The organism is Paraburkholderia sp. BR10936 (genome assembly GCF_040965735.1).
Taxonomy (GTDB): domain Bacteria; phylum Pseudomonadota; class Gammaproteobacteria; order Burkholderiales; family Burkholderiaceae; genus Paraburkholderia; species Paraburkholderia nodosa_A.
Window position 1 is genome coordinate 638,954 of record NZ_JBFRCM010000001.1, and the last position, 20,866, is coordinate 659,819.

Here is a 20,866-nt window from a genome sequence, read left to right on the forward strand (position 1 = left end):
CCGCTTAGTTGCGCACCGGCTTGCCGGTTTGCAGCATGCCCATGATGCGTTCCTGCGTCTTCTGCGTGCCGAGCAGATCGACGAAGGCGCGGCGCTCGAGCTTGAGCAGCCATTCTTCGTCGACGAGGCTGCCCGCCTCGACGTCGCCGCCGCACACCGCTTCCGCGATGCGGCTCGCGATCAGGAAGTCGTGATCGCTGATGAAGCGGCCGTCGCGCATGTTCACGAGCGATGCCTTGATGGTCGAGATCGCCGAGCGGCCCGCCACCGGAATCTGCGTGGCGCGCAGCGGCGGGCGGTAGCCCGCAGCGGAGAGTGCGCGCGCTTCCTTCTTCGCGGTGTCGAGCAGTTCGAACACGTTGAAGACGATCGTGTCCGACGACTTCAGATAGCCCATCGCGCGGGCTTCGTGCGCCGAGGCCGAAACCTTCGCCATCGCCGCGTTTTCGAACGACTTCTGCAGGAACCGGAGCAGATCGCTCGGTGCCGCGCCGATCGCCGCTGCGCCTTCGGCTGCGCGAATCGCCGCTTCCTTCAGGCCGCCGCCGGCAGGCACGAGACCCACGCCCACTTCCACGAGGCCGACATAGCTCTCGACATGCGCCACGCGCTTCGCGCTTTGCAGCATGATTTCGCAGCCGCCGCCGAGCGCGATGCCCGACACCGCCGTGATCACCGGCACGTTCGCGTACTTCACGCGCAGCATCGTGTCCTGGAACTTCTTCACGAACGGCTCGATGCCCTTCGCCCCGCCCATCATGAACGCGGGCATCGCCTCTTCGAGGTTCGCGCCTGCCGAGAACGGGCCGCCCGGCGCGCCGAGCTTGAGCGACGTCGGTTGCCAGATCACGAGGCCCTTGTAGCCGTCTTCCGCGATGTCGATGGCCTTCACGAGCGAGTCGAGCAGGCCCGGGCCCATCGTGTTCATCTTGCTCTTGTACGAGACGATGACGACGTCGTCCTCGCCCGCGCGGTCGTCCACCCAGGCGCGCAGGTTGTCGTTCTCGAACAGCGTCTTGCCGTAGGTCTTCGGATCGCGTGCGCTCGTTTCACCGAACAGCGCCGCACGGAACACCTGACGCTCGTACACCGGCAGCGTCGAGCGCGGCACGAAGCGCGCTTCGGCGGGCGACCACGAACCTTCCGCGCCGTGCACGCCGCCGTTCGCGGCGACCGCGCCTTCGAACACCCAGGCGGGCAGCGGTGCATTCGACAGCGCCTTGCCTGCATCGATGTCTTCCTTTACCCACTCTGCGACCTGTTTCCAGCCCGCGGCCTGCCAGCCTTCGAACGGACCTTCGTTCCAGCCGAAGCCCCAGCGGATCGCGAGATCGACGTCGCGCGCGTTGTCCGCAATCGACTGCAGATGCACGCCGATGTAGTGGAACACGTCGCGGAAGATCGACCACAGGAACTGCGCCTGCGGATGCTGCGTTTCGCGCAGCAGCTTCAGACGTTCGGCGGGCGGACGCTTGAGGATGCGGCCCACCAGCTCGTCGGCCTTGCCGCCGCCGTCGACGTACTCGCCCGTGTTGGCGTCGAGCACCTTGATCGCCTTGCCTTCCTTGCGATAGAAACCGCCGCCCGTCTTCTGGCCGAGCGCGCCCTTCGCCACGAGACCTGCGAGCACAGCCGGCGTCTCGTAGACCGGGAAGAACGGGTCGTCCTTCAGGTTGTCCTGCATCGTCTTGATGACGTGCGCCATCGTGTCGAGACCCACGACGTCCGCGGTGCGGAACGTCGCCGACTTCGCGCGGCCAAGGCGCGCGCCCGTGAGGTCATCGACTTCGTCGAAACGCAGACCGAACTTCTTCGCCTCGGCGATCACCGCGAGGATCGAGAACACACCCACGCGGTTCGCGATGAAGTTGGGCGTGTCCTTCGCGCGCACCACGCCCTTGCCTACCACGCTCGTGAGGAACGATTCGAGCTGGTCGAGGATTTCGGGCTTCGTTTGCGTCGTCGGGATCAGCTCGACGAGGTGCATGTAGCGCGGCGGGTTGAAGAAGTGCACGCCGCAGAAGCGCGCCTTCAACGCATCGTCGAAGCCATGCGAGAGTTCGGTGATCGACAGGCCCGAGGTGTTGGTCGCGAAAATCGCGTTCGGGCCGAGGTGCGGCGCGACCTTCTTGTAGAGGTCGTGCTTCCAGTCCATGCGCTCGGCGATCGCCTCGATCACCACGTCGCATTCCGCGAGCTTTGCGATGTCGTCTTCGTAGTTCGCGGGCGTGATGTATTGCGCGTCGTCCTTCATGCCGAAGGGCGCGGGCGAGAGCTTTTTGAGCGTCTCGATCGCCTTCAGCGCGATGGCGTTCTTCGGGCCTTCTTTCGCGGGCAAATCGAACAGCAGCACGGGCACGCGGGCGTTGATCAGGTGCGCGGCGATCTGCGCGCCCATCACGCCGGCGCCGAGCACGGCCACCTTGCGAATATTGAGGTTGCTCACGTTGTTCCTCCAGCGGGTATGCAATGTCGAGCGGATTGAGGTGTGAGGGCGGCGCGTTTCAACGTGGGCCGCCTCCGGACATCGTGTTGACGGCGCGCGCGCCTTTGAAAAGCGCGCGCCCGTTGGCTTTTAGAACAGCGCTTCGTCGACTTCCATCAGCGTCTTCGAACCCGCGCGCGCCTGGCGGATCGACGTGGCCGTTTCGGGCAACAGCTTCGCGAAATAGAAACGCGCCGTGGCCAGCTTCGACTTGTAGAACGGATCGCCCGAGCTTTCCTTGTCGAGCGCGATGCGCGCCATGCGTGCCCAGAAGTAGGCGAACACGAGGTGGCCCGCCGTGCGCAGATACGGCACCGCGGCCGCGCCCACTTCGTCCGGGTTCTGCATCGCCTTCATGCCGATTTCCATCGTGAGCTTCTGCATCTTGTCGCCGATGTCGGCGAGCGGATTCACGAACTCCTGCATTTCCGGCTTGACGCCTTCGGCTTCGACGAAATCCGTCACGAGCTTGCCGAACTTCTTGAGCTTCGCGCCCATATCGCCCAGCACCTTGCGGCCCAGCAGGTCGAGCGACTGGATCGTGTTCGTGCCTTCGTAGATCTGGTTGATACGCGCGTCGCGCACGTACTGCTCCATGCCCCACTCGGAGATGAAGCCGTGGCCGCCGAACACCTGCATGCCGAGGTTGGTGCTCTCGAACGCGTTGTCGGTGAGGAAGGCCTTGATGATCGGCGTGAGCAGCGCGACGAGGTCGGCCGCTTCCTTGCGCTCGCCTTCGTCGCCGTGCGAGAGTTCCTTGTCGATCTGCAGCGCGGACCAGTACGTGAAGGCGCGCGCGCCTTCGGCCCAGGCCTTCTGCGTGAGCAGCATGCGGCGCACGTCCGGATGCACGATGATTGGGTCGGCGGCCTTTTCGGGCGCCTTCGGGCCCGTCAGCGAGCGCATCTGCAGGCGCTCCTTCGCATAGACGAGCGAGTTCTGGTAAGCCACTTCAGTAAGGCCGAGGCCTTGCATGCCGACGCCCAGACGCGCCGCGTTCATCATCACGAACATGGCGTTCAAGCCCTTGTTCGGTTCGCCGACGAGCCAGCCCTTCGCGCCGTCGAGGTTCATCACGCAGGTCGCGTTGCCGTGAATGCCCATCTTGTGCTCGATCGAGCCGCATTTGATGCCGTTGCGCTCGCCCACTTCGCCCGCTGCCGTGGGGATGAACTTCGGCACGACGAACAGCGAGATGCCCTTGGTTCCCGGCGGCGCATCGGGCAGTCGAGCGAGCACGAGGTGGATGATGTTCTCGGCCATGTCGTGCTCACCGCTCGAGATGAAAATCTTCGTGCCGGTGATCGCGTACGAGCCGTCGCCGTTCGGCTCGGCCTTCGTGCGCAGGATGCCGAGGTCGGTGCCGCAGTGCGGCTCGGTCAGGCACATCGTGCCGGTCCATACGCCTTGGACGAGCTTCGGCAGATAAGCCTTCTGGAGCTCGGGCGTGCCGTGTGCATGCAGACACTCGTAGGCGCCATGCGAGAGACCCGGATACATGGTCCACGCCTGGTTCGCCGAGTTCAGCATTTCGTAGAGCGCGTTGTTCACGAACGCGGGCAGGCCCTGGCCGCCGTATTCGGGATCGCAGCCGAGCGCGGGCCAGCCCGCTTCGACGTATTGCTTGTACGCTTCCTTGAAACCAGCAGGCGTGGTGACGACGCCGTCGCCGGCGTACGTGCAGCCTTCACGGTCGCCGACCTGGTTCAGCGGAAACAGCACCTCGGAGCAGAATTTTCCGGCTTCATCGAGCACCTGGTTGATGGTGTCGGCGTCGAGGTCGGCGTGCTTCGGCATCTGCTTCACTTCGCCTTCCACGTTCAGCAGTTCGTGCAGAACGAACTGCATGTCGCGCAGCGGCGCGGTGTACTGTCCCATGTCTTCTCTCCAAAATTTGAGCTTCGGGTCCCTCGCGCGCCGCCGCGACTTCGATGTTGCGGCCGGCCGCTACTGGGTCTCGCTCTGATACGAAACAATCAGCTTCTCGAACGCAGCCCACGTATGCTCGACCGCGTCCGGCAGATGCAGGAAGCGGCCGTCATGATGCAGGCCGAGCGTCACGCTATACAGTTCGAAGAGCATCAGCGCGGGATCGGTCTCCTTGCGCAAATGGCCTTCTTCGATTGCCTGCGAAATGGCCCTCAGGAGCGCCGCGCGCCACATCGACACGCTCGCGACCAGCGTCTCGCGCACCTGGCTGTCCGCGCGGTCGTCGTACTCGACGGCGCCGCTGATGTAGATGCAGCCGGTCGTGACTTCGTGAATGCGCTTCTCGAACCATCGCGACAGCATCGCACGCAGACGCGGCAAACCGCGTGGCTCACGCAAACTCGGAAAGAAGACTTCTTCCTCGAATCGACGGTGGTACTCGCGCACCACCTCGACCTGCAGGTCTTCCCGAGACCCGAAGTGAGCGAAGACGCCACTCTTGCTCATCTGCATGCGCTCGGCGAGCAGGCCGATGGTCAAGCCTTCAAGGCCATCGCGACCTGCGAGGTCGAGTGCTGCATCCAGAATAGCGGCTCGTGTCTGTTCGCCTTTTCGCATAGCTTTCTTTACCGTAACGATGTGGCCTCGATGTCGCTGTCAACTGCTCATTAACTGCTTACATCTGGGCCCGAATTAAATCGAACGGCCGTACTATTGTTGGGGACGGCCGTCCGCGAAACAAGGACTTTATTAGAAACCGATTTCTAACCGGTACTCTAATTTTCGAGGTTCGTGCGCCGCGCGCAAGCCGACATTCTCTCGATTGCACGAGCGGGGATTCGTATGGCAGCTTTCTGTTTCTAGTCGTAGCCGCCCACGGTGATGAGCTTCATGAGCGCACGATAGAACGCCCAGGCGAGCCAGTTCACGGCGCGTACGTGCCACGGCCGCGCCTCGTAGCGCGCACGGTCGATCTGTGCAGCGTCGCCGAACGCTGCGAGGATCTCGCAGCGCAGCTGTTCGATCTGCGGATGCTGCACGAGCAGCACGTTGGCCTCGTTATTGAGCACGAGGCTGAGCGCGTCGAGGTTCGAGGAACCCACGGTGCCCCAGCTCGAATCGACAACGGCCACCTTGCCGTGGAGCATCGTTTTCTCGTACTCCGCAATCTGCACGCCCGCGCTGAGAAGCTGGTGATAGAGGAACGGCACCCCGTAGTCGAGTACCTTGAATTCCTTTCGTCCGACCAGAAGCTTGACCGCCACGCCGCGCTCCGCGGCGCTCACGAGCGCGCGACGCAGCCGCCGGCCCGGCATGAAATACGGATTGGCGAGCAGCACTTCCTTGCGCGCCTCGCCGATGGCGTCGAGATAAGCCTTTTCGATCGCGCGCCGGTTCACCACGTTGTCGCGCGCGACGAACGCCACGCAGGGCACCTGCGCCGCGCGCGGATCGCGCACGCTCGCGCGCAGGCGCTCGCGCAGACGCGTGAAGAAGCGTTTCGCCCGCGGCGAGCTAACAGTGGGTGCAAGCGCGCGCAGCGCGTCGTCGACGATCTGCGTGGGGCGCCCCACCGTGTGGCCGGTGGGATGCGGCGACATGAAACCCGCGCTCGCGGGCACGCCGGGCGAGAGTTGCTGGGGCAGCGGCGGCCGGTAGCCGAGCCGGATACGCCGCCACTGCTGCTCGATCGCAAGGCGCACGTCCACGACCACGGGACCGTACAGCTCGACGGCGAAATCCCAGCGCGCGTAGGGCAGCCTGTGGCCGTCCTGCTCGAAATCGTCGATCACGTTGATGCCGCCGCAGAAGGCGAACTGGTCGTCGATCACGGCGAGCTTGCGGTGTGTGCGCGAAAAACCGAAGCGCCCGAAGATATGCGGGTTGTAGACGCGGTGCTCCACCCCAGCGCCCGGCCAGGTCTCGAACAGCGCGATGCGTGGCGAGCCGATGCCGTCGGTGATGACGCGCACGCGCACGCCGCGCGACGCCGCGCGCATGAGCGCATCGGAGAGCGCGCGGCCAATGTCGTCGTCGCAGAAGATATAGGTTTCGAGCGCGACGTCCCGCTCGGCGGCGTCGATGCGCTCGATCATCGCGCCGAACAGACCGGCGCTCGAGCCGAACAGGCGCACGTCGTTGCCGCTCGTGAAGCGATAGCGCGAACGATAGCGCCGGCCAAGCAGCGCCTCGCGTAGCCGCACCACGCGCTGCGATTCAATGCCGGGATCGGTACTGGTTTCGCTCATGTCGCGTTCACCCACGCCCTTCGCGTAGCCGCATGGGCAGTTGCAGAATGGCTTCGCGGTTCGACCACGAGAAGCACTTCGCCGCCGCCTGCTCGTAAGGCAGCCACAGATAAGCCGTATGCTCGCGCGGCGCGAGCGTGACGACTGTGCCCGTTGGCACTTCCAGGCTGAACCAGTGCTCGGTGTTGCGCGTGACGCCGGGCGCATAGCGATGGCGCCAAACGGGATAGATTTCGTACTCGATCTCGTGATGCCAGTCGAGCAGCGCCGCCTGCGGAACGTTCCCGGCGCCCACCGCAATACCCGTCTCCTCGCCCACCTCGCGCACGGCGGTTTCGGCGAACGGCTCGCCTGGGCGATCTTTCGAGCCGGTGACCGACTGCCAGAAACCCGGCCGGTCGGCGCGTTCGATGATCAGGACCTCCAGTTGCGGCGTATGGATGACGACGAGTACGGATTCCGGAATCTTCGGCGGCTTCTGCATGGTGATGGAGCGTGGGGAGGGACGCGCGCTGCGCGCTTGCGGCGCGTCTAAAGGTAATTTAACGCAAAAAGCAAAAAAGGCGCACGATGCGCCTTTTTTGTTGTTGCGATGCAAAAGCCCTGACGGGCCTTCGCAGCCGAAGGGCGGCTTACTGCGCCGTCTTCTGCTCGGGCTGACGCAGACGGATGTGCAGTTCGCGCAGCTGGCGCTCGTCCACCGGGCTCGGGGCCTGCGTAAGCAGGTCCTGCGCGCGTTGCGTCTTCGGGAACGCGATCACGTCGCGAATCGAATCGGCGCCGGCCATCATCGTGACGATGCGGTCCAGACCGAACGCGATACCGCCGTGCGGCGGCGCGCCGTATTGCAGCGCGTCGAGGAGGAAGCCGAACTTCGCGCGCGCTTCTTCCGCATTGATCTTGAGCGCGCGGAACACCTTGCTCTGCACGTCTTCCTGATAGATACGCACCGAGCCGCCGCCGATTTCCCAGCCGTTGAGCACCATGTCGTAAGCCTTGGCGAGGCAGCGGCCCGGATCCGTTTCGAGGTATTCCAGGTGCTCGTCCTTCGGGCTCGTGAACGGGTGGTGCGCGGCCACGTAGCGGTTTTCTTCCTCGTCGTACTCGAACATCGGGAAGTCGATCACCCACAGCGGCTTCCAGCCCTTCTCGACGAGGCCGTTGGCACGGCCGAACTCCGAGTGGCCGATCTTCAGGCGCAGTGCACCGAGGCTGTCGTTCACGACCTTCGCGCGGTCTGCCGCGAAGAAAATGATGTCGCCGTCTTGCGCGCCGGTGCGCTCGAGGATCGCGGCGATCGCGGCGTCGTGCAGGTTCTTGACGATCGGGCTTTGCAGACCGTCACGGCCCTTCGCGGCTTCGTTGACCTTGATCCACGCGAGACCCTTCGCGCCGTAGATACGCACGAATTCCGTGTAGCCGTCGATGTCGCCGCGCGACAGCTCGCCGCCCTTCGGCACGCGCAGCGCCGCGACGCGGCCGTCCTTCGTGTTGGCCGGTGCGCTGAATACCTTGAAGTCGACGTCCTTCATGGCGTCGGTCAGTTCGGTGAATTCGAGCTTCACGCGCAGGTCCGGCTTGTCCGAACCGAAGCGGCTCATGGCTTCCGCATACGGCATGATCGGGAACTTCGCGTCGAGCTCGACATCGATCGTTTCCTTGAACACGTGGCGCGCCATGTCTTCGAACAGGTCGCGGATTTCCTGCTCGCCGAGGAACGACGTTTCGCAGTCGATCTGCGTGAATTCGGGCTGACGGTCGGCGCGCAGGTCTTCGTCGCGGAAGCACTTGACGATCTGGTAGTAGCGATCGAAGTTCGCCACCATCAGGAGCTGCTTGAAGAGCTGCGGCGACTGCGGCAGCGCGAAGAACTGGCCCGCGTTTACGCGCGACGGCACGAGGTAGTCGCGCGCGCCTTCCGGCGTGCTCTTCGTGAGCATCGGCGTTTCGATGTCGATGAAGCCGAGCGCGTCGAGATACTTGCGCACGGCCATCGTCACGCGGTAGCGCAGACGCAGGTTGTGCTGCATCTGCGGACGGCGCAGGTCGAGCACGCGATGCGTGAGGCGCGTGGTTTCCGAGAGGTTGTCGTCGTCGAGCTGGAACGGCGGCGTGACCGACGCGTTGAGCACCACGATTTCGTGGCACAGCACTTCGATCTTGCCGCTCGTGAGGTTCGCGTTGACCGTGCCTTCCGGACGATTGCGAACGAGACCCTTGACCTGCACGCAGAACTCGTTGCGCACGCCTTCGGCGATCTTGAACATCTCCGCGCGGTCCGGGTCGCACACGACCTGAACGAGGCCCTCGCGGTCGCGCAGGTCGATGAAGATGACGCCGCCATGGTCGCGGCGGCGCTGCACCCATCCGCACAGCGAAACAGTTTGGCCCAGCAGCTGTTCGGTCACCAGACCGCAGTATTCAGATCTCATCGACATGATGTTCGTCTTTCGTTATGCATGAATGAACGGGAGCGGCGCGCAGCAGCGCGTCGTCCGGTATTAAAGCGGAGGATCGATGGGGCGGCGTGGTGAGGTTGCCGGCGCGACCACGCCCATCGAAACAATATACTTGAGCGCGGCGTCGACGGTCATGTCCAGCTCGACCACCTCGCTCTTTGGCACCATCAGGAAAAAGCCCGACGTCGGATTCGGCGTAGTCGGGACATAGACACTCACGTGATCTTCCTGCAGGTGGTTGACCACGTCGCCGCCGGGAATGCCGGTGAGAAACGCGATCGTCCACGAACCCTTGCGCGGGTATTCGATCAGGAGCGCTTTGCGAAATGCATTGCCGTTGCTCGAAAGCAGTGTATCGGAAACCTGCTGGATGCTGCCGTACAGCGGTCCGATGATCGGAATGCGGCGCACCAGCGCGTTCCACCACTCCACCAGCTTCTGCCCGATGAAGTTGTGGGTGAGCAAACCGACCCCGAAGATGAACGCGAGCGTGAGCACCGCGCCGAGTCCCGGCAGGCGCACGCCGAACATGCGCTCCGGCCGCCACGATTCGGGCAGCAGCAGCAGCGTCTGATCCATCGTACCGATGACGAGGTTCAGCACCCACAGCGTGATGGCCAACGGCACCAGCACCAGCAGGCCGGTCAGGAATACCGATTTGAACGTCGCTTTCTTGATCGTCATGTACACCGCCATGCGGGCCGTGCGCAGCAAACGGGCTGCCGGCGCGGCTACGGCGCGGCGCGTGTCCCCGGAAATAGAGGAATCGCGCCGCAGGTTGTCAGGTCGAGGCTGCCGGGCTGGGCGTACTCGCTGGGGTGCTCGCGGCGGGCGCGGCTGCGCCCGAATCGCTGGAAGCACTCGCGGCGCCCTCGCCGGGCGGCTTGCCGGCTTCCGACGACGGCGCGTTTTCGCCAGCCTCCTTCGCGCCGGTCGCCGCCGCGCTCTTGCTGCCGTTGCCGCCGCGGAAATCGGTGACGTACCAGCCCGAACCCTTCAGCTGAAAGCCCGCTGCGGTCACCTGCTTGCGAAACGTGTCCGCACCGCAGCTCGGGCACTGCGTCAGGGGCGCATCGCTCATCTTTTGGAGCACGTCCTTGTCGAAGCCGCACGACTCGCAGCGATAAGCGTAGATCGGCATGATCTCTATCCTGATGAAAATCTGATAATTGCTTGCAAAGCCTTGAATTATAGCCGCAAACCAGGATCGCCCCTGGCATTTACCGGGGTTGGGCGTCCAGCGGGGAAGGTCGGAGGGTTGCGGCCGCCTCGGTTTAGATGAGGGCAGGTTGCGCGCACATCAAGAGCGTGCGCGGCCATGCAAGGCGGCAAGCGCACGGCGCGCCGGCCTGAGACAGCTCCAACCCCGCTCAAACGGGCGACGGCGCGACGTCGTTGCGGCGCCACACGAGCCAGCGCTCGCGCCCGACGAACACGGGCAGCGAGTCGGCCACGGGCTGATCGTCGGCCAACGTGAAGTACGGCGTGAGCAAGGCGTCGAGTTCGTCGCGCGCGATCGCGAACGGCGGGCCCTTGGGCGTCTCGCCGATGAAGAAATAGCCCGCGAGCAATGCGCCGGGCTGCAACAGCTGGGCCATGCGGGTGGCGTAGCTCGCGCGCTGCGTTTTGGGCAGCGCGCACAGGAACGCGCGCTCGAACACCCAGGCCGGCATGAACGGCGGCGTGTAGGCGTAGAAGTCCGCCTCTTCGACGACACCGGCGTACTGCCCCAGCGCCGTGCGCGCGCTCGCGACCGCGGCCGGCGCGAAGTCGATGGCGCGCACCGTACGGCCGCGCTCGGCGAGCCAACGTGCTTCCCAGGCATTACCACAGCCCGGAATCAGCACCGCGGCGCCAGGGTGCGCCGTGGCGAAGGCTTCGAACTGGCGCTGCACGCCCGCCTGATCCCACGGCGTGAAGCCGCGCGCAAAGCGCTCATTCCAGAACGAGGGCGACGCCGGGTCGCGGGTTTCGAACTCGGGCACTTCGCCCGGTTGCGGCGGCAGGGTCGGGTCGCTCATCGTCTCACTCCTTGTTCACGTGGTCCGTCAGCCGCCGTAGGCAAACGCGAGCCACACGCGCGCGGCCACCATGCCCACGCCCACGGCAACGCCGAACAGGAGCAGGCCCTGCAGCATGCGGTTCGTGCGGCGTTGCTCGGCGAGCATCGCGCGGATCGTCTCGTCGTTCGCGAAACCGCCCGGTTCCTGGCGATGCAGGAGCGCCTGGTGCACGAGGCGCGGCAATTGCGGCAGCGTCTTGCTCCATTGCGGCGCTTCGATCTTGAAGCGCTCGTACCAGCCGCGCAGGCCGATCTGCTCGGTCATCCAGCGCTCGAGATACGGCTTCGCCGTTTTCCAGAGATCGAGCTCCGGATCGAGCGAGCGCCCGAGGCCTTCGACGTTGAGCATGGTCTTTTGCAGCAGCACGAGCTGCGGCTGGATTTCCACGTTGAAGCGCCGCGAGGTCTGGAAGAGGCGCAGCAGCACCTGGCCGAGCGAGATGTCCTTCAACGCCCGGTCGAAATACGGTTCGCACACGGCGCGAATCGCGCTCTCCAGCTCCTCCACGCGCGTGTTGGGCGGCACCCACCCCGATTCGATATGCAGCGTCGCCACGCGGTGATAGTCGCGCTTGAAGAACGCGAGAAAGTTCTGCGCGAGATAATTCTTGTCGAAGTCGGACAACGCGCCGACGATGCCGAAATCGAGCGCAATATAGCGGCCGAAATGCGCGGGATCGAGACTCACCTGAATGTTGCCGGGGTGCATGTCGGCGTGAAAGAAGCCGTCGCGGAACACCTGCGTGAAGAAGATCTCGACACCCTCGCGCGCGAGCTTCGGAATGTCCACGCCTGCCGCCCGCAGCTTGTCCACCTGGCTGATCGGCACGCCGACCATGCGCTCCATCACCAGCACGTTGGCCGTGCTGAATTCCCAGTACATTTCCGGCACGAGCAGCAGGTCGAGGCCCGCGAAATTGCGGCGCAACTGGCTGCCGTTCGCGGCCTCGCGCATGAGGTCGAGCTCGTCGTGCAGGTACTTGTCGAATTCTGCCACCACTTCGCGCGGCTTCAGACGCTTGCCGTCGGCCCACAGGCGCTCGGCCCACACGGCGATGTCGCGCAGCAGCGCGAGGTCGGAGTCGATCACCGGACGCATGTTCGGGCGCAGCACCTTCACCGCCACCGGCTTGCCCGCGTGCTGGCCCGACTTCACCTTGGCGAAGTGCACCTGGGCAATCGATGCGCTCGCCACCGGCACACGCTCGAACTCGTCGAAGATCGTGTCGACCGGTGCGCCCAGCGACTTCTCGATCAGGCCGATCGCCACGTTCGAATCGAACGGCGGCACCTGGTCCTGCAGCTTTGCCAGTTCGTTGGCGATATCGGGCGGCAGCAGATCGCGGCGCGTGGACAGCACCTGGCCGAATTTCACGAAGATCGGGCCGAGGCTTTCCAGCGCGAGACGCAGACGCAAACCGGGCGGATCGTCGAAGCGACGGCCGATCGTGGTGATGCGCAGAAGCAGCGCGACACGCCGGTCGTTGATCCGGCTCAACATCATCTCGTCCAGGCCGAAGCGGATGACGGTGAAGAAAATCTTGAGGAAACGCAGAAAACGCATGTCTGGGGGGCCTGTTGACTAGCGCGAGCCGCGCGGCGCAGCGCTTTGGCTCCCGCCGCCGGCCTGTGATTTTTGTTCGAGCCGCTCGATGCGCTTTTCCACGCGCGCCAGCGCGTCGCGTGCGCGCGACAGCTCTTCATTGAAGCCGTCGAGCTCGGCGCGCCGCACGAGCTGCGGATTTTCATCGAGCAGATATTCCGTGACCGAGCCGAGCACGTTGCGCCCGGTGCGCAGGGCCTGCTCGCTCGCGGCGCGCGCGAGCGTGGCGATGCGTGAAGCCGGGGCGTCGCCGATCAGCTTCGCGAGGTCCTCTTCGGGCTCCCAGCGCAGATGCTCGGCGAGCTTGCCGATGACCTGCGCAAACTCGGCATCGCCCTCGATCTTCACGTGCTTCATCACGGCCGCCTGGCCGCCCTGCATGAACGACGAGAGCGCGCCTGCGGGCAGCGAGAGCGTCACATCGACGTCGCCCGCATCGTGGTCCTCGACCGCGCCCAGATAGCCGTCCGGCTGCACGAGCAGCGTGAGCACGATGGGCGCACAGGTGAGACGGGCCGTCTTGCCGGCATAGGGGGCGAGACGCTCGCGTGCCCACGTTTCGCGGGCGAGCAGGTGATTGACGGCGGCAGCGAAGGGCTTGGCGGCAAGAGTCATCGGCTTGGAATAAGAAAACCCGCACGGGCACAAGCCCGGGCGGGTTCCTATTGTAACGTTCGAGCCACAGGATCGCGCCGCCGCCCTGCCCTGTCGAATGCGGCGGGGCGCCTGGAAGGCACCGCACTGCGATCTGGATCAAGTCACGAGACGCTCGGCCCGGCTACCGACTCAGTGAGATTCGACCTGCTGGATGCCCGCGAGCAGCCAGCCTTCGCCCGACGTGCGCGACTTCGAGAGATTCCATACCTCGACGAACGGCGCGGCCGGCTCACCCATGGCTTCGCGAATCAGGCCGGAGAAGCGCACGCTCGCAAGGTATTCGCTGCCGCGGTCTTCCACGCCGAGCAGGTCCGCGTTGAGCTGCACGAAGTCGGTCTGGTTGGGCTGCGCGCCGCGGCCCGCGAGATCGACGCGGATTTCGGCGAACATCTCGGGCGTCGTGAATTCGCGGATGTCGTCCATGTTGCCCGCGTCCCATGCGGCCTGCAGGCGCACGAAGTAAACCTTGGCATTGCGTACGAAGGCTTCCGTGTCGAAGCCGGCCGGAATCGACGCCGCTGCCGGCGTATCGATTTGCGGCGTGCTCAGCGGATTGGCTTCAGGCGCGAGGTACTGCCCCGTGGGCGGCGCGGTGTAGCGCGGCTCCTGCGGCTGATACCCGCCCGACGACGGGTTCATGCTGTTCGACGCATACCCGCCCTGGTACGCGGGTTCCGCGGCACGGCGGCGGCTCATGAACTTGCGGATCAGCCAGACGGCGATAAAGGCGATGATCGCAATGACGATCATGTTGGCCATCATGCCGGCAAACGCCTCGCCAAGACCGAAGTGCGAAAGCAGCGCGGCGATGCCAAGACCGGCCGCGAGGCCCGCGATCGGCCCAAGCCAGCGATTGCGCGCCGGTGCGGGCGCGGGCGTGGGAGCCGGCGTGCCGGGAGCGCGCTGGGCGCCGGCCTGCTGCGCGGGATTCGCGGGGGTGGGCTGGGCCGGCGGCGGCGTGGTGCTGCGCTGCGTAGCCGTGGACGACTGCTTGCCGAAACTGCGGCCGCCCCCCATGCGGCGAGCCTCTGCGTCGAACGATGCGAGGCTGCCGGCAAACATCACGCCGGCAAGGGCCAGGACGCCGATTCGTCTGGCCCATGGCGATGAAAGCTTTTTGGAAGCAACGTTGCAGGGCTCAGACATGGCGAAAATTCCTTTAAAGACAGTGAGTTGGGAACACTAATACTTTGTGCCGACGTGTAAGGCTACCACGCCAGCTGACAAATTGTAATATTTGACGGCGTCGAGGCCGACTTGTTCCATCATCGTCTTGAGTGTTTCCTGGTCCGGATGCATGCGGATCGATTCCGCGAGGTACTGGTAGCTGTCCGCGTCCTGGGCGAAGCGCCGGCCAAGCCACGGCAGCACCTTGAACGAATAGACGTCGTACGCCTTCTTGAGCGGCTCCCAGACCTTCGAGAATTCGAGCACGAGCACGCGACCGCCCGGCTTGAGCACACGGCGCATCTCGGCGAGCGCAGCGTCCTTGTGCGTCATGTTGCGCAGCCCGAAAGCCACGGTCACCACATCGAAATAGTTGTCCGGAAAGGGAATTTTCTCGGCGTCGCAAAGGAGCGCCGGCGTGATCACGCCATTGTCGATGAGGCGGTCGCGGCCCACGCGCAGCATCGACTCGTTGATGTCGGTGTGCCAGACCTCGCCCGTCGGGCCCGCTTTCTTCGCGAACGCCATGGAAAGGTCGCCGGTGCCGCCCGCGATGTCGAGCACCTTCGCACCGGGCCGGATGTTCGCCTGCGCGATCGTGAACGCCTTCCACGCGCGGTGCAGCCCGCCCGACATCAGATCGTTCATCAGGTCGTAGTTCGAGGCGACCGAGTGAAACACGCCGGCCACCTTCTTCGCCTTGTCCTGTTCGTCGACTGTCTGATAGCCGAAGTGGGTTTTGCTCATCGCGCTCGTCCTTTCGCGGAAGGGTGTTCTATTGGTGTGCTGCGCCGCGTCTGTCAGAGATGCGGCGGGGCTGGATCGTAACAGGAAGCGTCAGTGGCAGTGGCCATGCGCGGCAGGAGGCGCCGCCATCGGAGCGTCGCGCTCGACGCCCGCTGCCTTCAGTCTGGCGAAATATTCCGCCCAGAGCTCGTCCTGGCGTGTGGCGAGCTCATAGAGCTGGTCCCACGAGTAGATGCCGGTGTTGTGGCCGTCGGAGAACGTGGGCTGCAGCGCGTAGTTGCCGACACCTTCCAGCGCCGTAATCGTCACCTCGCGCTTGCCCGTCTGCAGCGTTTCCTGGCCGGCGCCGTGCCCGCGCACCTCCGCCGAGGGCGAATACACGCGCATCAGCTCGAAGGGCACGCGGTAGCTCTCCCCGTTCGCATACTGCAGTTCCAGCACGCGCGAGACGGCGTGCACCACGACGCCGCTTGGCACCGGCGTATCGGATTTCAGTCCACTCATGATCGTTCCCGCTGTTGGATGCGTGTTGGACGCGTATTGGACGCAATTGGACGCTCACCGCCCCCGCCCGCTCAGGCCTTAAGCCTGCTCCATTTCGTGGCGCACCGCGTCGCGCAGCAGCGTGGCCTGCGCGCGGCGCTGGCCCAGCATTGCCTCGGACACTGTGCGCTGGCGCGGTGCCCAGACGGGCAGCGGGAAATGGGCATCGTTCGTGAAGCGCGGAATGACGTGCCAGTGCACGTGCGGCACCTGGTTGCCGAGGCTCGCCAGATTCACTTTCGAAGGCTGCATGACGCGGCGCAGCGCACGCTCGACGGCGTACACCGCGCGCATCAGATGTTCCCGGTCGGCCGCGCCCAGGTCCGAGAATTCGGCGACGTGCGCATTCCAGATGACCCGGCAGAAGCCGGGATAGTCGGCCTCGGCAGTCGCGAGCACGACGCGCATGCGCTCGTCCTGCCACAGCACGTCGCCGCCTTCCTCACTGCAGAATACGCATGTCATCGTCGTCCTCGAACCCGTTCACGGAAAATTGAGCGCAGCCATTAGACCAGCACGCGCTCGATTCCGCCATTGTTCGCGTTCTGAACGTAGTCCGCCATCCAGTTTTCGCCAAGTATGTGGCGGGCGATTTCCACCACGATGTAATCGGCTTCGATGTTGGCGTCCTCGTTGTACCGCGACAGACCCTGGAGGCACGACGGGCAAGAGGTGAGAATCTTGACGTCCTGCGTCGTACCCTGCCCGCCCGCTTCCTGCTGCGTCGCCGGCTGCACCCCGTTCGCGCCGTTGCCGACGATCGGAATGCCGCGCAGCTTCGCCGCGCCCTTGCGGATTTCCTCTTCCTTGCGGAAACGCACCTGCGTCGAAACGTCCGGGCGCGTCACGGCCAGCGTGCCCGATTCGCCGCAGCAGCGATCGTTCTTCTCGATCTTGTAGCCGTCGTGTTCAGCACCCATCAGCTCATTGACGAGCTTGACCGGATCCATCGTCTTGATCGGCGTGTGGCACGGGTCGTGATACATGTAGCGCGTGCCCGTCACGCCGTCGAGCTTGATGTCCTTCTCGAGCAGGAACTCGTGGATGTCGATGATGCGGCATCCCGGGAAGATCTTGTCGAATTCATAACCCGCGAGCTGGTCGTAGCACGTACCGCACGACACCACGACGGTCTTGATGTCGAGGTAGTTCAGCGTGTTCGCGACGCGATGGAACAGCACGCGGTTGTCGGTGACGATCTTCTCGGCCTTGTCGTACTGGCCCGAGCCGCGCTGCGGATAGCCGCAGCACAGGTAGCCCGGCGGCAGCACCGTCTGCACGCCCGCTTCCCAGAGCATCGCCTGGGTGGCGAGGCCCACTTGCGAGAACAGACGCTCCGAGCCGCAGCCGGGGAAGTAGAACACCGCTTCCGAATCGACGTTCGTCGTCTTCGGGTTGCGGATGATCGGCACGATCTTGTTGTCTTCGATGTCGAGCAGCGCGCGCGCCGTCTTCTTCGGCAGGTTGCCCGGCATCTTCTTGTTGACGAAGTGGATCACCTGCTCGACCACGGGCGGCTTGCCCGTGGTGGCGGGCGGCAGCGCCGTCTGCTTCTTGACGAACTTCTTCAGCACGTCGTTGCCAAGGCGCTGCGCCTTGTAGCCCACGCCCATCATCGCGGTGCGCGCGAGATTGATGGTCTGCGGGTTCGTGGCGTTCAGGAAGAACATGCCCGCCGCGTTGCCCGCGTTGAACTTCTTCTTGCCCATCTTGCGCAGCAGATTGCGCATGTTCATGGTCACGTCGCCGAAGTCGATCTTGACCGGGCACGGCGTCACGCATTTGTGGCAGACCGTGCAGTGGTCGGCCACGTCGTTGAACTCGTCCCAGTGCTTGATCGACACGCCGCGGCGCGTCTGCTCTTCGTACAGGAACGCCTCGACCAGCAAGGAAGTCGCGAGAATCTTGTTGCGCGGGCTGTAGAGCAGGTTCGCGCGCGGCACGTGCGTCGCGCACACGGGCTTGCACTTGCCGCAGCGCAGGCAGTCCTTCACCGAATCGGCAATCGCGCCAATGTCGGACTGCTGCATGATGAGCGACTCGTAGCCCATCAGGCCGAACGACGGCGTGTAGGCGTTGCGCAGGTCGGCGCCTTCGAGCAGCTTGCCCGCGTTGAAGCGGCCTTGCGGATCGACGCGTTGCTTGTAAGCGCGGAACTCGGCGATCTCTTCGTCCGTGAGGAATTCGAGCTTCGTGATGCCGATGCCGTGCTCGCCCGAGATCACGCCGTCGAGCGAACGCGCGAGCTTCATGATGCGCGCGACCGCATGGTGCGCGTCCTGCAGCATCTCGTAGTTGTCGGAGTTGACCGGCAGGTTCGTGTGCACGTTGCCGTCGCCGGCGTGCATGTGCAGCGCCACGAATACGCGCCCGCGCAGCACCTTCTTGTGGATCGCCTGCGTCTCGTCGAGGATCGGCTTGAATTCGCCGCCGTTGAAGATCTTGCGCAGTTCCGCGCGGATCTCCTGCTTCCACGAAATGCGCACCGTGCGGTCCTGAGTCACGTGGAAGACGTTGGCGTCGGGCTGCACGTCCACGCGGTCGGCGAACTTCTCCGCCAGCGCCTCGTAGCCCAGCTGCACGAGATAGTGCTGCGCCTCGCGCAGCGACAGATCGAGCTTCTCGCCCACGAAGGTCCAGCGCTCGCGCACGCGTTTGAGCAGGTCGAGCGCCTGCTGCACGCGGTCTTCGAGCAGTTCCGCGGAGGGAATCTCGTTCGCGTCGTCGGTCTTGCCGAGCGGCAGCTTGCCCGCCTTGAAGAACGCTTCGAGCGCGTCGACCAGTTGCAGCTTGTTCTTGATCGACAGCTCGATGTTGATGCGCTCGATGCCGTCCGTGTACTCGCCCATGCGGTTGAGCGGGATCACGACGTCTTCGTTGATCTTGAACGCGTTGGTGTGCTTGGCAATCGCGGCCGTGCGGCTGCGGTCGAGCCAGAAGCGCTTGCGTGCCTCGGCGGACACCGCGACGAAGCCTTCGCCGCTCTTGCCGTTGGCCATGCGAATGACTTCCGAGGTCGCGGCGGCCACGGCATCGGCGTCGTCGCCGACGATGTCGCCGATCAGCACCATCTTCGGAAACGCGTTGCGCTTGCTCTTGGTCGCGTAGCCCACGGCGCGCAGATAGCGCTCGTCGAGGTGCTCGAGGCCCGCGAGAATCGCGCCGCCCTGCTTCGACGTCTCGAACAGGTAGTCCTTGATCTCGACGATGCTCGGAATCGCCTCGCGCGCCTGGCCGAAGAACTCGAGGCACACCGTGCGCGTATGCGCGGGCATCTTGTGCAGCACCCAGCGCGCGGACGTGATGAGCCCGTCGCAGCCTTCCTTCTGCACGCCCGGCAGGCCGGCGAGGAACTTGTCGGTGACGTCCTTGCCGAGGCCTTCCTTGCGGAAGCGCTTGCCTTCGATATCGAGCGATTCAGCGCGCAGCAGCTTTTCGCCCGGCGCGTATTCGCCGTCGAACCACTTCAGCTCGAAGCGCGCCACGGGAATGTCGTGGATCTTGCCCATGTTGTGGTCAAGACGCGTGACCTCGAGCCAGTTGCCCTGCGGGTCGACCATGCGCCACCAGGCGAGATTGTCGAGCGCCGTGCCCCACAGCACCGCCTTCTTGCCGCCGGCGTTCATCGCGACGTTGCCGCCGATGCAGGACGCATCGAGCGAAGTCGGATCGACGGCGAAGACGAAGCCCGCGGCGTCGGCGGCCTCGGTTACGCGGCGCGTGACCACGCCCGCGCCCGAGAAAATCGTCGCGACCTTGCGGTTCACGCCCGGCAGGTCGGTCATCTCGACGGGGCCGAGCTGCTCGAGCTTTTCGGTATTGATGACGGCCGAGAACGGCGTGAGCGGCACCGCGCCGCCCGTGTAGCCCGTGCCGCCTCCGCGCGGAATCACGGTGAGGCCGAGTTCGAAACAGGCCTTGATGAGGCCCGCGATTTCGGCTTCGGTATCGGGGGTGAGGACGACGAACGGATATTCCACGCGCCAGTCGGTCGCGTCGGTCACGTGCGAGACGCGCGAGAGGCCGTCGAAACGGATGTTGTCCTTGGCCGTGCGCTTGCCGAGCACCTTCGTCGCGCGGCGGCGCAGGTCGGCCATCTTCTCGAACTCGCCCGCGAAGGCGTCGATGGCGCGGCGCGTGGAGCCGACCAGTTTTTCGACGCGCGCGGCGCGATCCACGCCTTCCTTGTCCGTGTGCTCCTGCAGATCGGCGCGGCGGCGCTTCTCGATTTCGGCGAGGCGGTGGTTCAACGCCTCGATCAGGAGCGCGCGGCGCTTCGGATTGTCGAGCAGATCATCCTGCAGATACGGGTTGCGGCGCACGACCCAGATGTCGCCCAGCACTTCGTACAGCATGCGCGCCGAGCGGCCGGTGCGGCGCTCCGCGCGCAGCTCGGCGAGCGCGTTCCATGCGTCTTCGCCGAGCAGGCGGATGACGATTTCGCGGTCCGAAAACGACGTGTAGTTATAGGGAATCTCGCGCAGGCGCGGTTCGATGTCGGCGGCCACGGCGGCGGCGGCGCCGTGAGGATCGAAAACTTGAGGTGCGTTCATGGTTGGACGACTCTTTGGGCCAGTCCCGTGCACGGCTCGCGGCCGCTGCGACGGATACTGACGGGGCGCGTGGGGCGCTATTCTGAAATCGTGTCCGCCTGTGGCAGGCTGCGGACGAAAAGGGTGGGGAGGCACATGGCGGCAACGCTCACGCCGATGGTTCCCCGGCGCTCGGATTTAGCGACACGATCGTGCGTGGCGGGCGTGCCGCTGCGCCGCCGGGCGGGTTACGCGCCGTGCGGGCATCAAATGGGCTGTCCGAGGTTGCCAGTGCATCATCCGATCCTTGTTTCGAAAAAGGATTTTACCGCATGATCCGCACCCGCGCTGACGCTGCGTGGGAACCCGGTGAACACGCAAGATTCACTTGCGTTGACGGGCGATTCGCGCCCGATTGCGCGCGCTTTGACGA

15 protein-coding genes and 1 pseudogene are annotated in these 20,866 nt (G+C 64.8%); all 16 read right to left on the minus strand.

What is annotated here, in order from left to right:
* Positions 1 to 4: 4 nt before the first annotated feature.
* The 16 genes and pseudogenes from AB4Y36_RS03000 to AB4Y36_RS03075 all read right to left on the minus strand — a co-directional run bounded on the left by AB4Y36_RS03000 (position 5) and on the right by AB4Y36_RS03075 (position 20,454).
* Positions 5 to 2,446, minus strand: a complete 2,442-nt coding sequence (locus tag AB4Y36_RS03000; protein ID WP_368682247.1) for a 3-hydroxyacyl-CoA dehydrogenase/enoyl-CoA hydratase family protein — start codon at positions 2,444 to 2,446, stop codon at positions 5 to 7.
* Positions 2,447 to 2,575: 129 nt separating this feature from the next.
* Entirely contained in the window at positions 2,576 to 4,363 is a 1,788-nt protein-coding gene (locus AB4Y36_RS03005) for an acyl-CoA dehydrogenase C-terminal domain-containing protein (protein ID WP_368682248.1), read from the minus strand.
* 69 nt (positions 4,364 to 4,432) lie between these two features.
* The gene (locus tag AB4Y36_RS03010) at positions 4,433 to 5,032 is read right to left on the minus strand and encodes a TetR/AcrR family transcriptional regulator (protein ID WP_028206015.1); all 600 of its coding nucleotides are present in this window, start codon (positions 5,030 to 5,032) and stop codon (positions 4,433 to 4,435) included.
* A 242-nt stretch (positions 5,033 to 5,274) separates the two neighbouring features.
* Positions 5,275 to 6,567, minus strand: a pseudogene (locus AB4Y36_RS03015) (phosphatidylserine/phosphatidylglycerophosphate/cardiolipin synthase family protein); the annotation flags it as partial.
* Positions 6,568 to 6,670: 103 nt separating this feature from the next.
* Positions 6,671 to 7,147, minus strand: a complete 477-nt coding sequence (gene nudB, locus AB4Y36_RS03020) for a dihydroneopterin triphosphate diphosphatase (protein WP_342948410.1) — start codon at positions 7,145 to 7,147, stop codon at positions 6,671 to 6,673.
* 148 nt (positions 7,148 to 7,295) lie between these two features.
* A complete protein-coding gene (gene aspS / locus AB4Y36_RS03025) occupies positions 7,296 to 9,101 on the minus strand; it encodes an aspartate--tRNA ligase (protein WP_069262905.1) in 1,806 nt (601 codons plus the stop codon).
* Positions 9,102 to 9,164: 63 nt separating this feature from the next.
* Positions 9,165 to 9,806, minus strand: a complete 642-nt coding sequence (locus tag AB4Y36_RS03030) for a DUF502 domain-containing protein (RefSeq protein ID WP_042266455.1) — start codon at positions 9,804 to 9,806, stop codon at positions 9,165 to 9,167.
* Positions 9,807 to 9,903: 97 nt separating this feature from the next.
* A complete protein-coding gene (locus tag AB4Y36_RS03035; protein WP_368682249.1) occupies positions 9,904 to 10,263 on the minus strand; it encodes an FmdB family zinc ribbon protein in 360 nt (119 codons plus the stop codon).
* Between the two features lie 229 nt (positions 10,264 to 10,492).
* Positions 10,493 to 11,143, minus strand: coding sequence for a methyltransferase domain-containing protein (locus tag AB4Y36_RS03040; protein WP_368605547.1), 651 nt, complete (start codon positions 11,141 to 11,143; stop codon positions 10,493 to 10,495).
* Between the two features lie 27 nt (positions 11,144 to 11,170).
* Positions 11,171 to 12,748 carry a ubiquinone biosynthesis regulatory protein kinase UbiB gene (gene ubiB, locus AB4Y36_RS03045; protein ID WP_368682250.1) on the minus strand — a complete coding sequence of 526 codons (1,578 nt, stop codon included), beginning with the start codon at positions 12,746 to 12,748 and terminating at the stop codon, positions 11,171 to 11,173.
* Positions 12,749 to 12,766: 18 nt separating this feature from the next.
* The gene (locus AB4Y36_RS03050; protein ID WP_069262909.1) at positions 12,767 to 13,402 is read right to left on the minus strand and encodes an SCP2 domain-containing protein; all 636 of its coding nucleotides are present in this window, start codon (positions 13,400 to 13,402) and stop codon (positions 12,767 to 12,769) included.
* A 171-nt stretch (positions 13,403 to 13,573) separates the two neighbouring features.
* Positions 13,574 to 14,590 carry a Tim44 domain-containing protein gene (locus AB4Y36_RS03055; protein WP_368682251.1) on the minus strand — a complete coding sequence of 339 codons (1,017 nt, stop codon included), beginning with the start codon at positions 14,588 to 14,590 and terminating at the stop codon, positions 13,574 to 13,576.
* Between the two features lie 36 nt (positions 14,591 to 14,626).
* Entirely contained in the window at positions 14,627 to 15,358 is a 732-nt protein-coding gene (gene ubiE, locus AB4Y36_RS03060) for a bifunctional demethylmenaquinone methyltransferase/2-methoxy-6-polyprenyl-1,4-benzoquinol methylase UbiE (RefSeq protein WP_158758634.1), read from the minus strand.
* A 90-nt stretch (positions 15,359 to 15,448) separates the two neighbouring features.
* Positions 15,449 to 15,862, minus strand: coding sequence for a gamma-butyrobetaine hydroxylase-like domain-containing protein (locus tag AB4Y36_RS03065; protein ID WP_069262912.1), 414 nt, complete (start codon positions 15,860 to 15,862; stop codon positions 15,449 to 15,451).
* 78 nt (positions 15,863 to 15,940) lie between these two features.
* Positions 15,941 to 16,366, minus strand: a complete 426-nt coding sequence (locus AB4Y36_RS03070; RefSeq protein WP_069262913.1) for an HIT family protein — start codon at positions 16,364 to 16,366, stop codon at positions 15,941 to 15,943.
* A gap of 41 nt (positions 16,367 to 16,407) precedes the next feature.
* Complete coding sequence (locus AB4Y36_RS03075) at positions 16,408 to 20,454, minus strand: DUF3683 domain-containing protein (RefSeq protein ID WP_368682252.1); 4,047 nt, start codon at positions 20,452 to 20,454, stop codon at positions 16,408 to 16,410.
* Positions 20,455 to 20,866 lie beyond the last annotated feature (412 nt).

Bases quoted from the DNA above. Each gene is read 5' to 3' on its own strand.
- AB4Y36_RS03005 (WP_368682248.1), bottom strand. From the start codon at position 4,363: ATGGGACAGTACACCGCGCCGCTGCGCGACATGCAGTTCGTTCTGCAC.
- AB4Y36_RS03010 (WP_028206015.1), bottom strand. From the start codon at position 5,032: ATGCGAAAAGGCGAACAGACACGAGCCGCTATTCTGGATGCAGCACTC.
- nudB (WP_342948410.1), bottom strand. From the start codon at position 7,147: ATGCAGAAGCCGCCGAAGATTCCGGAATCCGTACTCGTCGTCATCCAT.
- aspS (WP_069262905.1), bottom strand. From the start codon at position 9,101: ATGTCGATGAGATCTGAATACTGCGGTCTGGTGACCGAACAGCTGCTG.
- AB4Y36_RS03030 (WP_042266455.1), bottom strand. From the start codon at position 9,806: ATGACGATCAAGAAAGCGACGTTCAAATCGGTATTCCTGACCGGCCTG.
- AB4Y36_RS03035 (WP_368682249.1), bottom strand. From the start codon at position 10,263: ATGCCGATCTACGCTTATCGCTGCGAGTCGTGCGGCTTCGACAAGGAC.
- AB4Y36_RS03040 (WP_368605547.1), bottom strand. From the start codon at position 11,143: ATGAGCGACCCGACCCTGCCGCCGCAACCGGGCGAAGTGCCCGAGTTC.
- ubiB (WP_368682250.1), bottom strand. From the start codon at position 12,748: ATGCGTTTTCTGCGTTTCCTCAAGATTTTCTTCACCGTCATCCGCTTC.
- AB4Y36_RS03050 (WP_069262909.1), bottom strand. From the start codon at position 13,402: ATGACTCTTGCCGCCAAGCCCTTCGCTGCCGCCGTCAATCACCTGCTC.
- AB4Y36_RS03055 (WP_368682251.1), bottom strand. From the start codon at position 14,590: ATGTCTGAGCCCTGCAACGTTGCTTCCAAAAAGCTTTCATCGCCATGG.
- ubiE (WP_158758634.1), bottom strand. From the start codon at position 15,358: ATGAGCAAAACCCACTTCGGCTATCAGACAGTCGACGAACAGGACAAG.
- AB4Y36_RS03065 (WP_069262912.1), bottom strand. From the start codon at position 15,862: ATGAGTGGACTGAAATCCGATACGCCGGTGCCAAGCGGCGTCGTGGTG.
- AB4Y36_RS03070 (WP_069262913.1), bottom strand. From the start codon at position 16,366: ATGACATGCGTATTCTGCAGTGAGGAAGGCGGCGACGTGCTGTGGCAG.
- AB4Y36_RS03075 (WP_368682252.1), bottom strand. From the start codon at position 20,454: ATGAACGCACCTCAAGTTTTCGATCCTCACGGCGCCGCCGCCGCCGTG.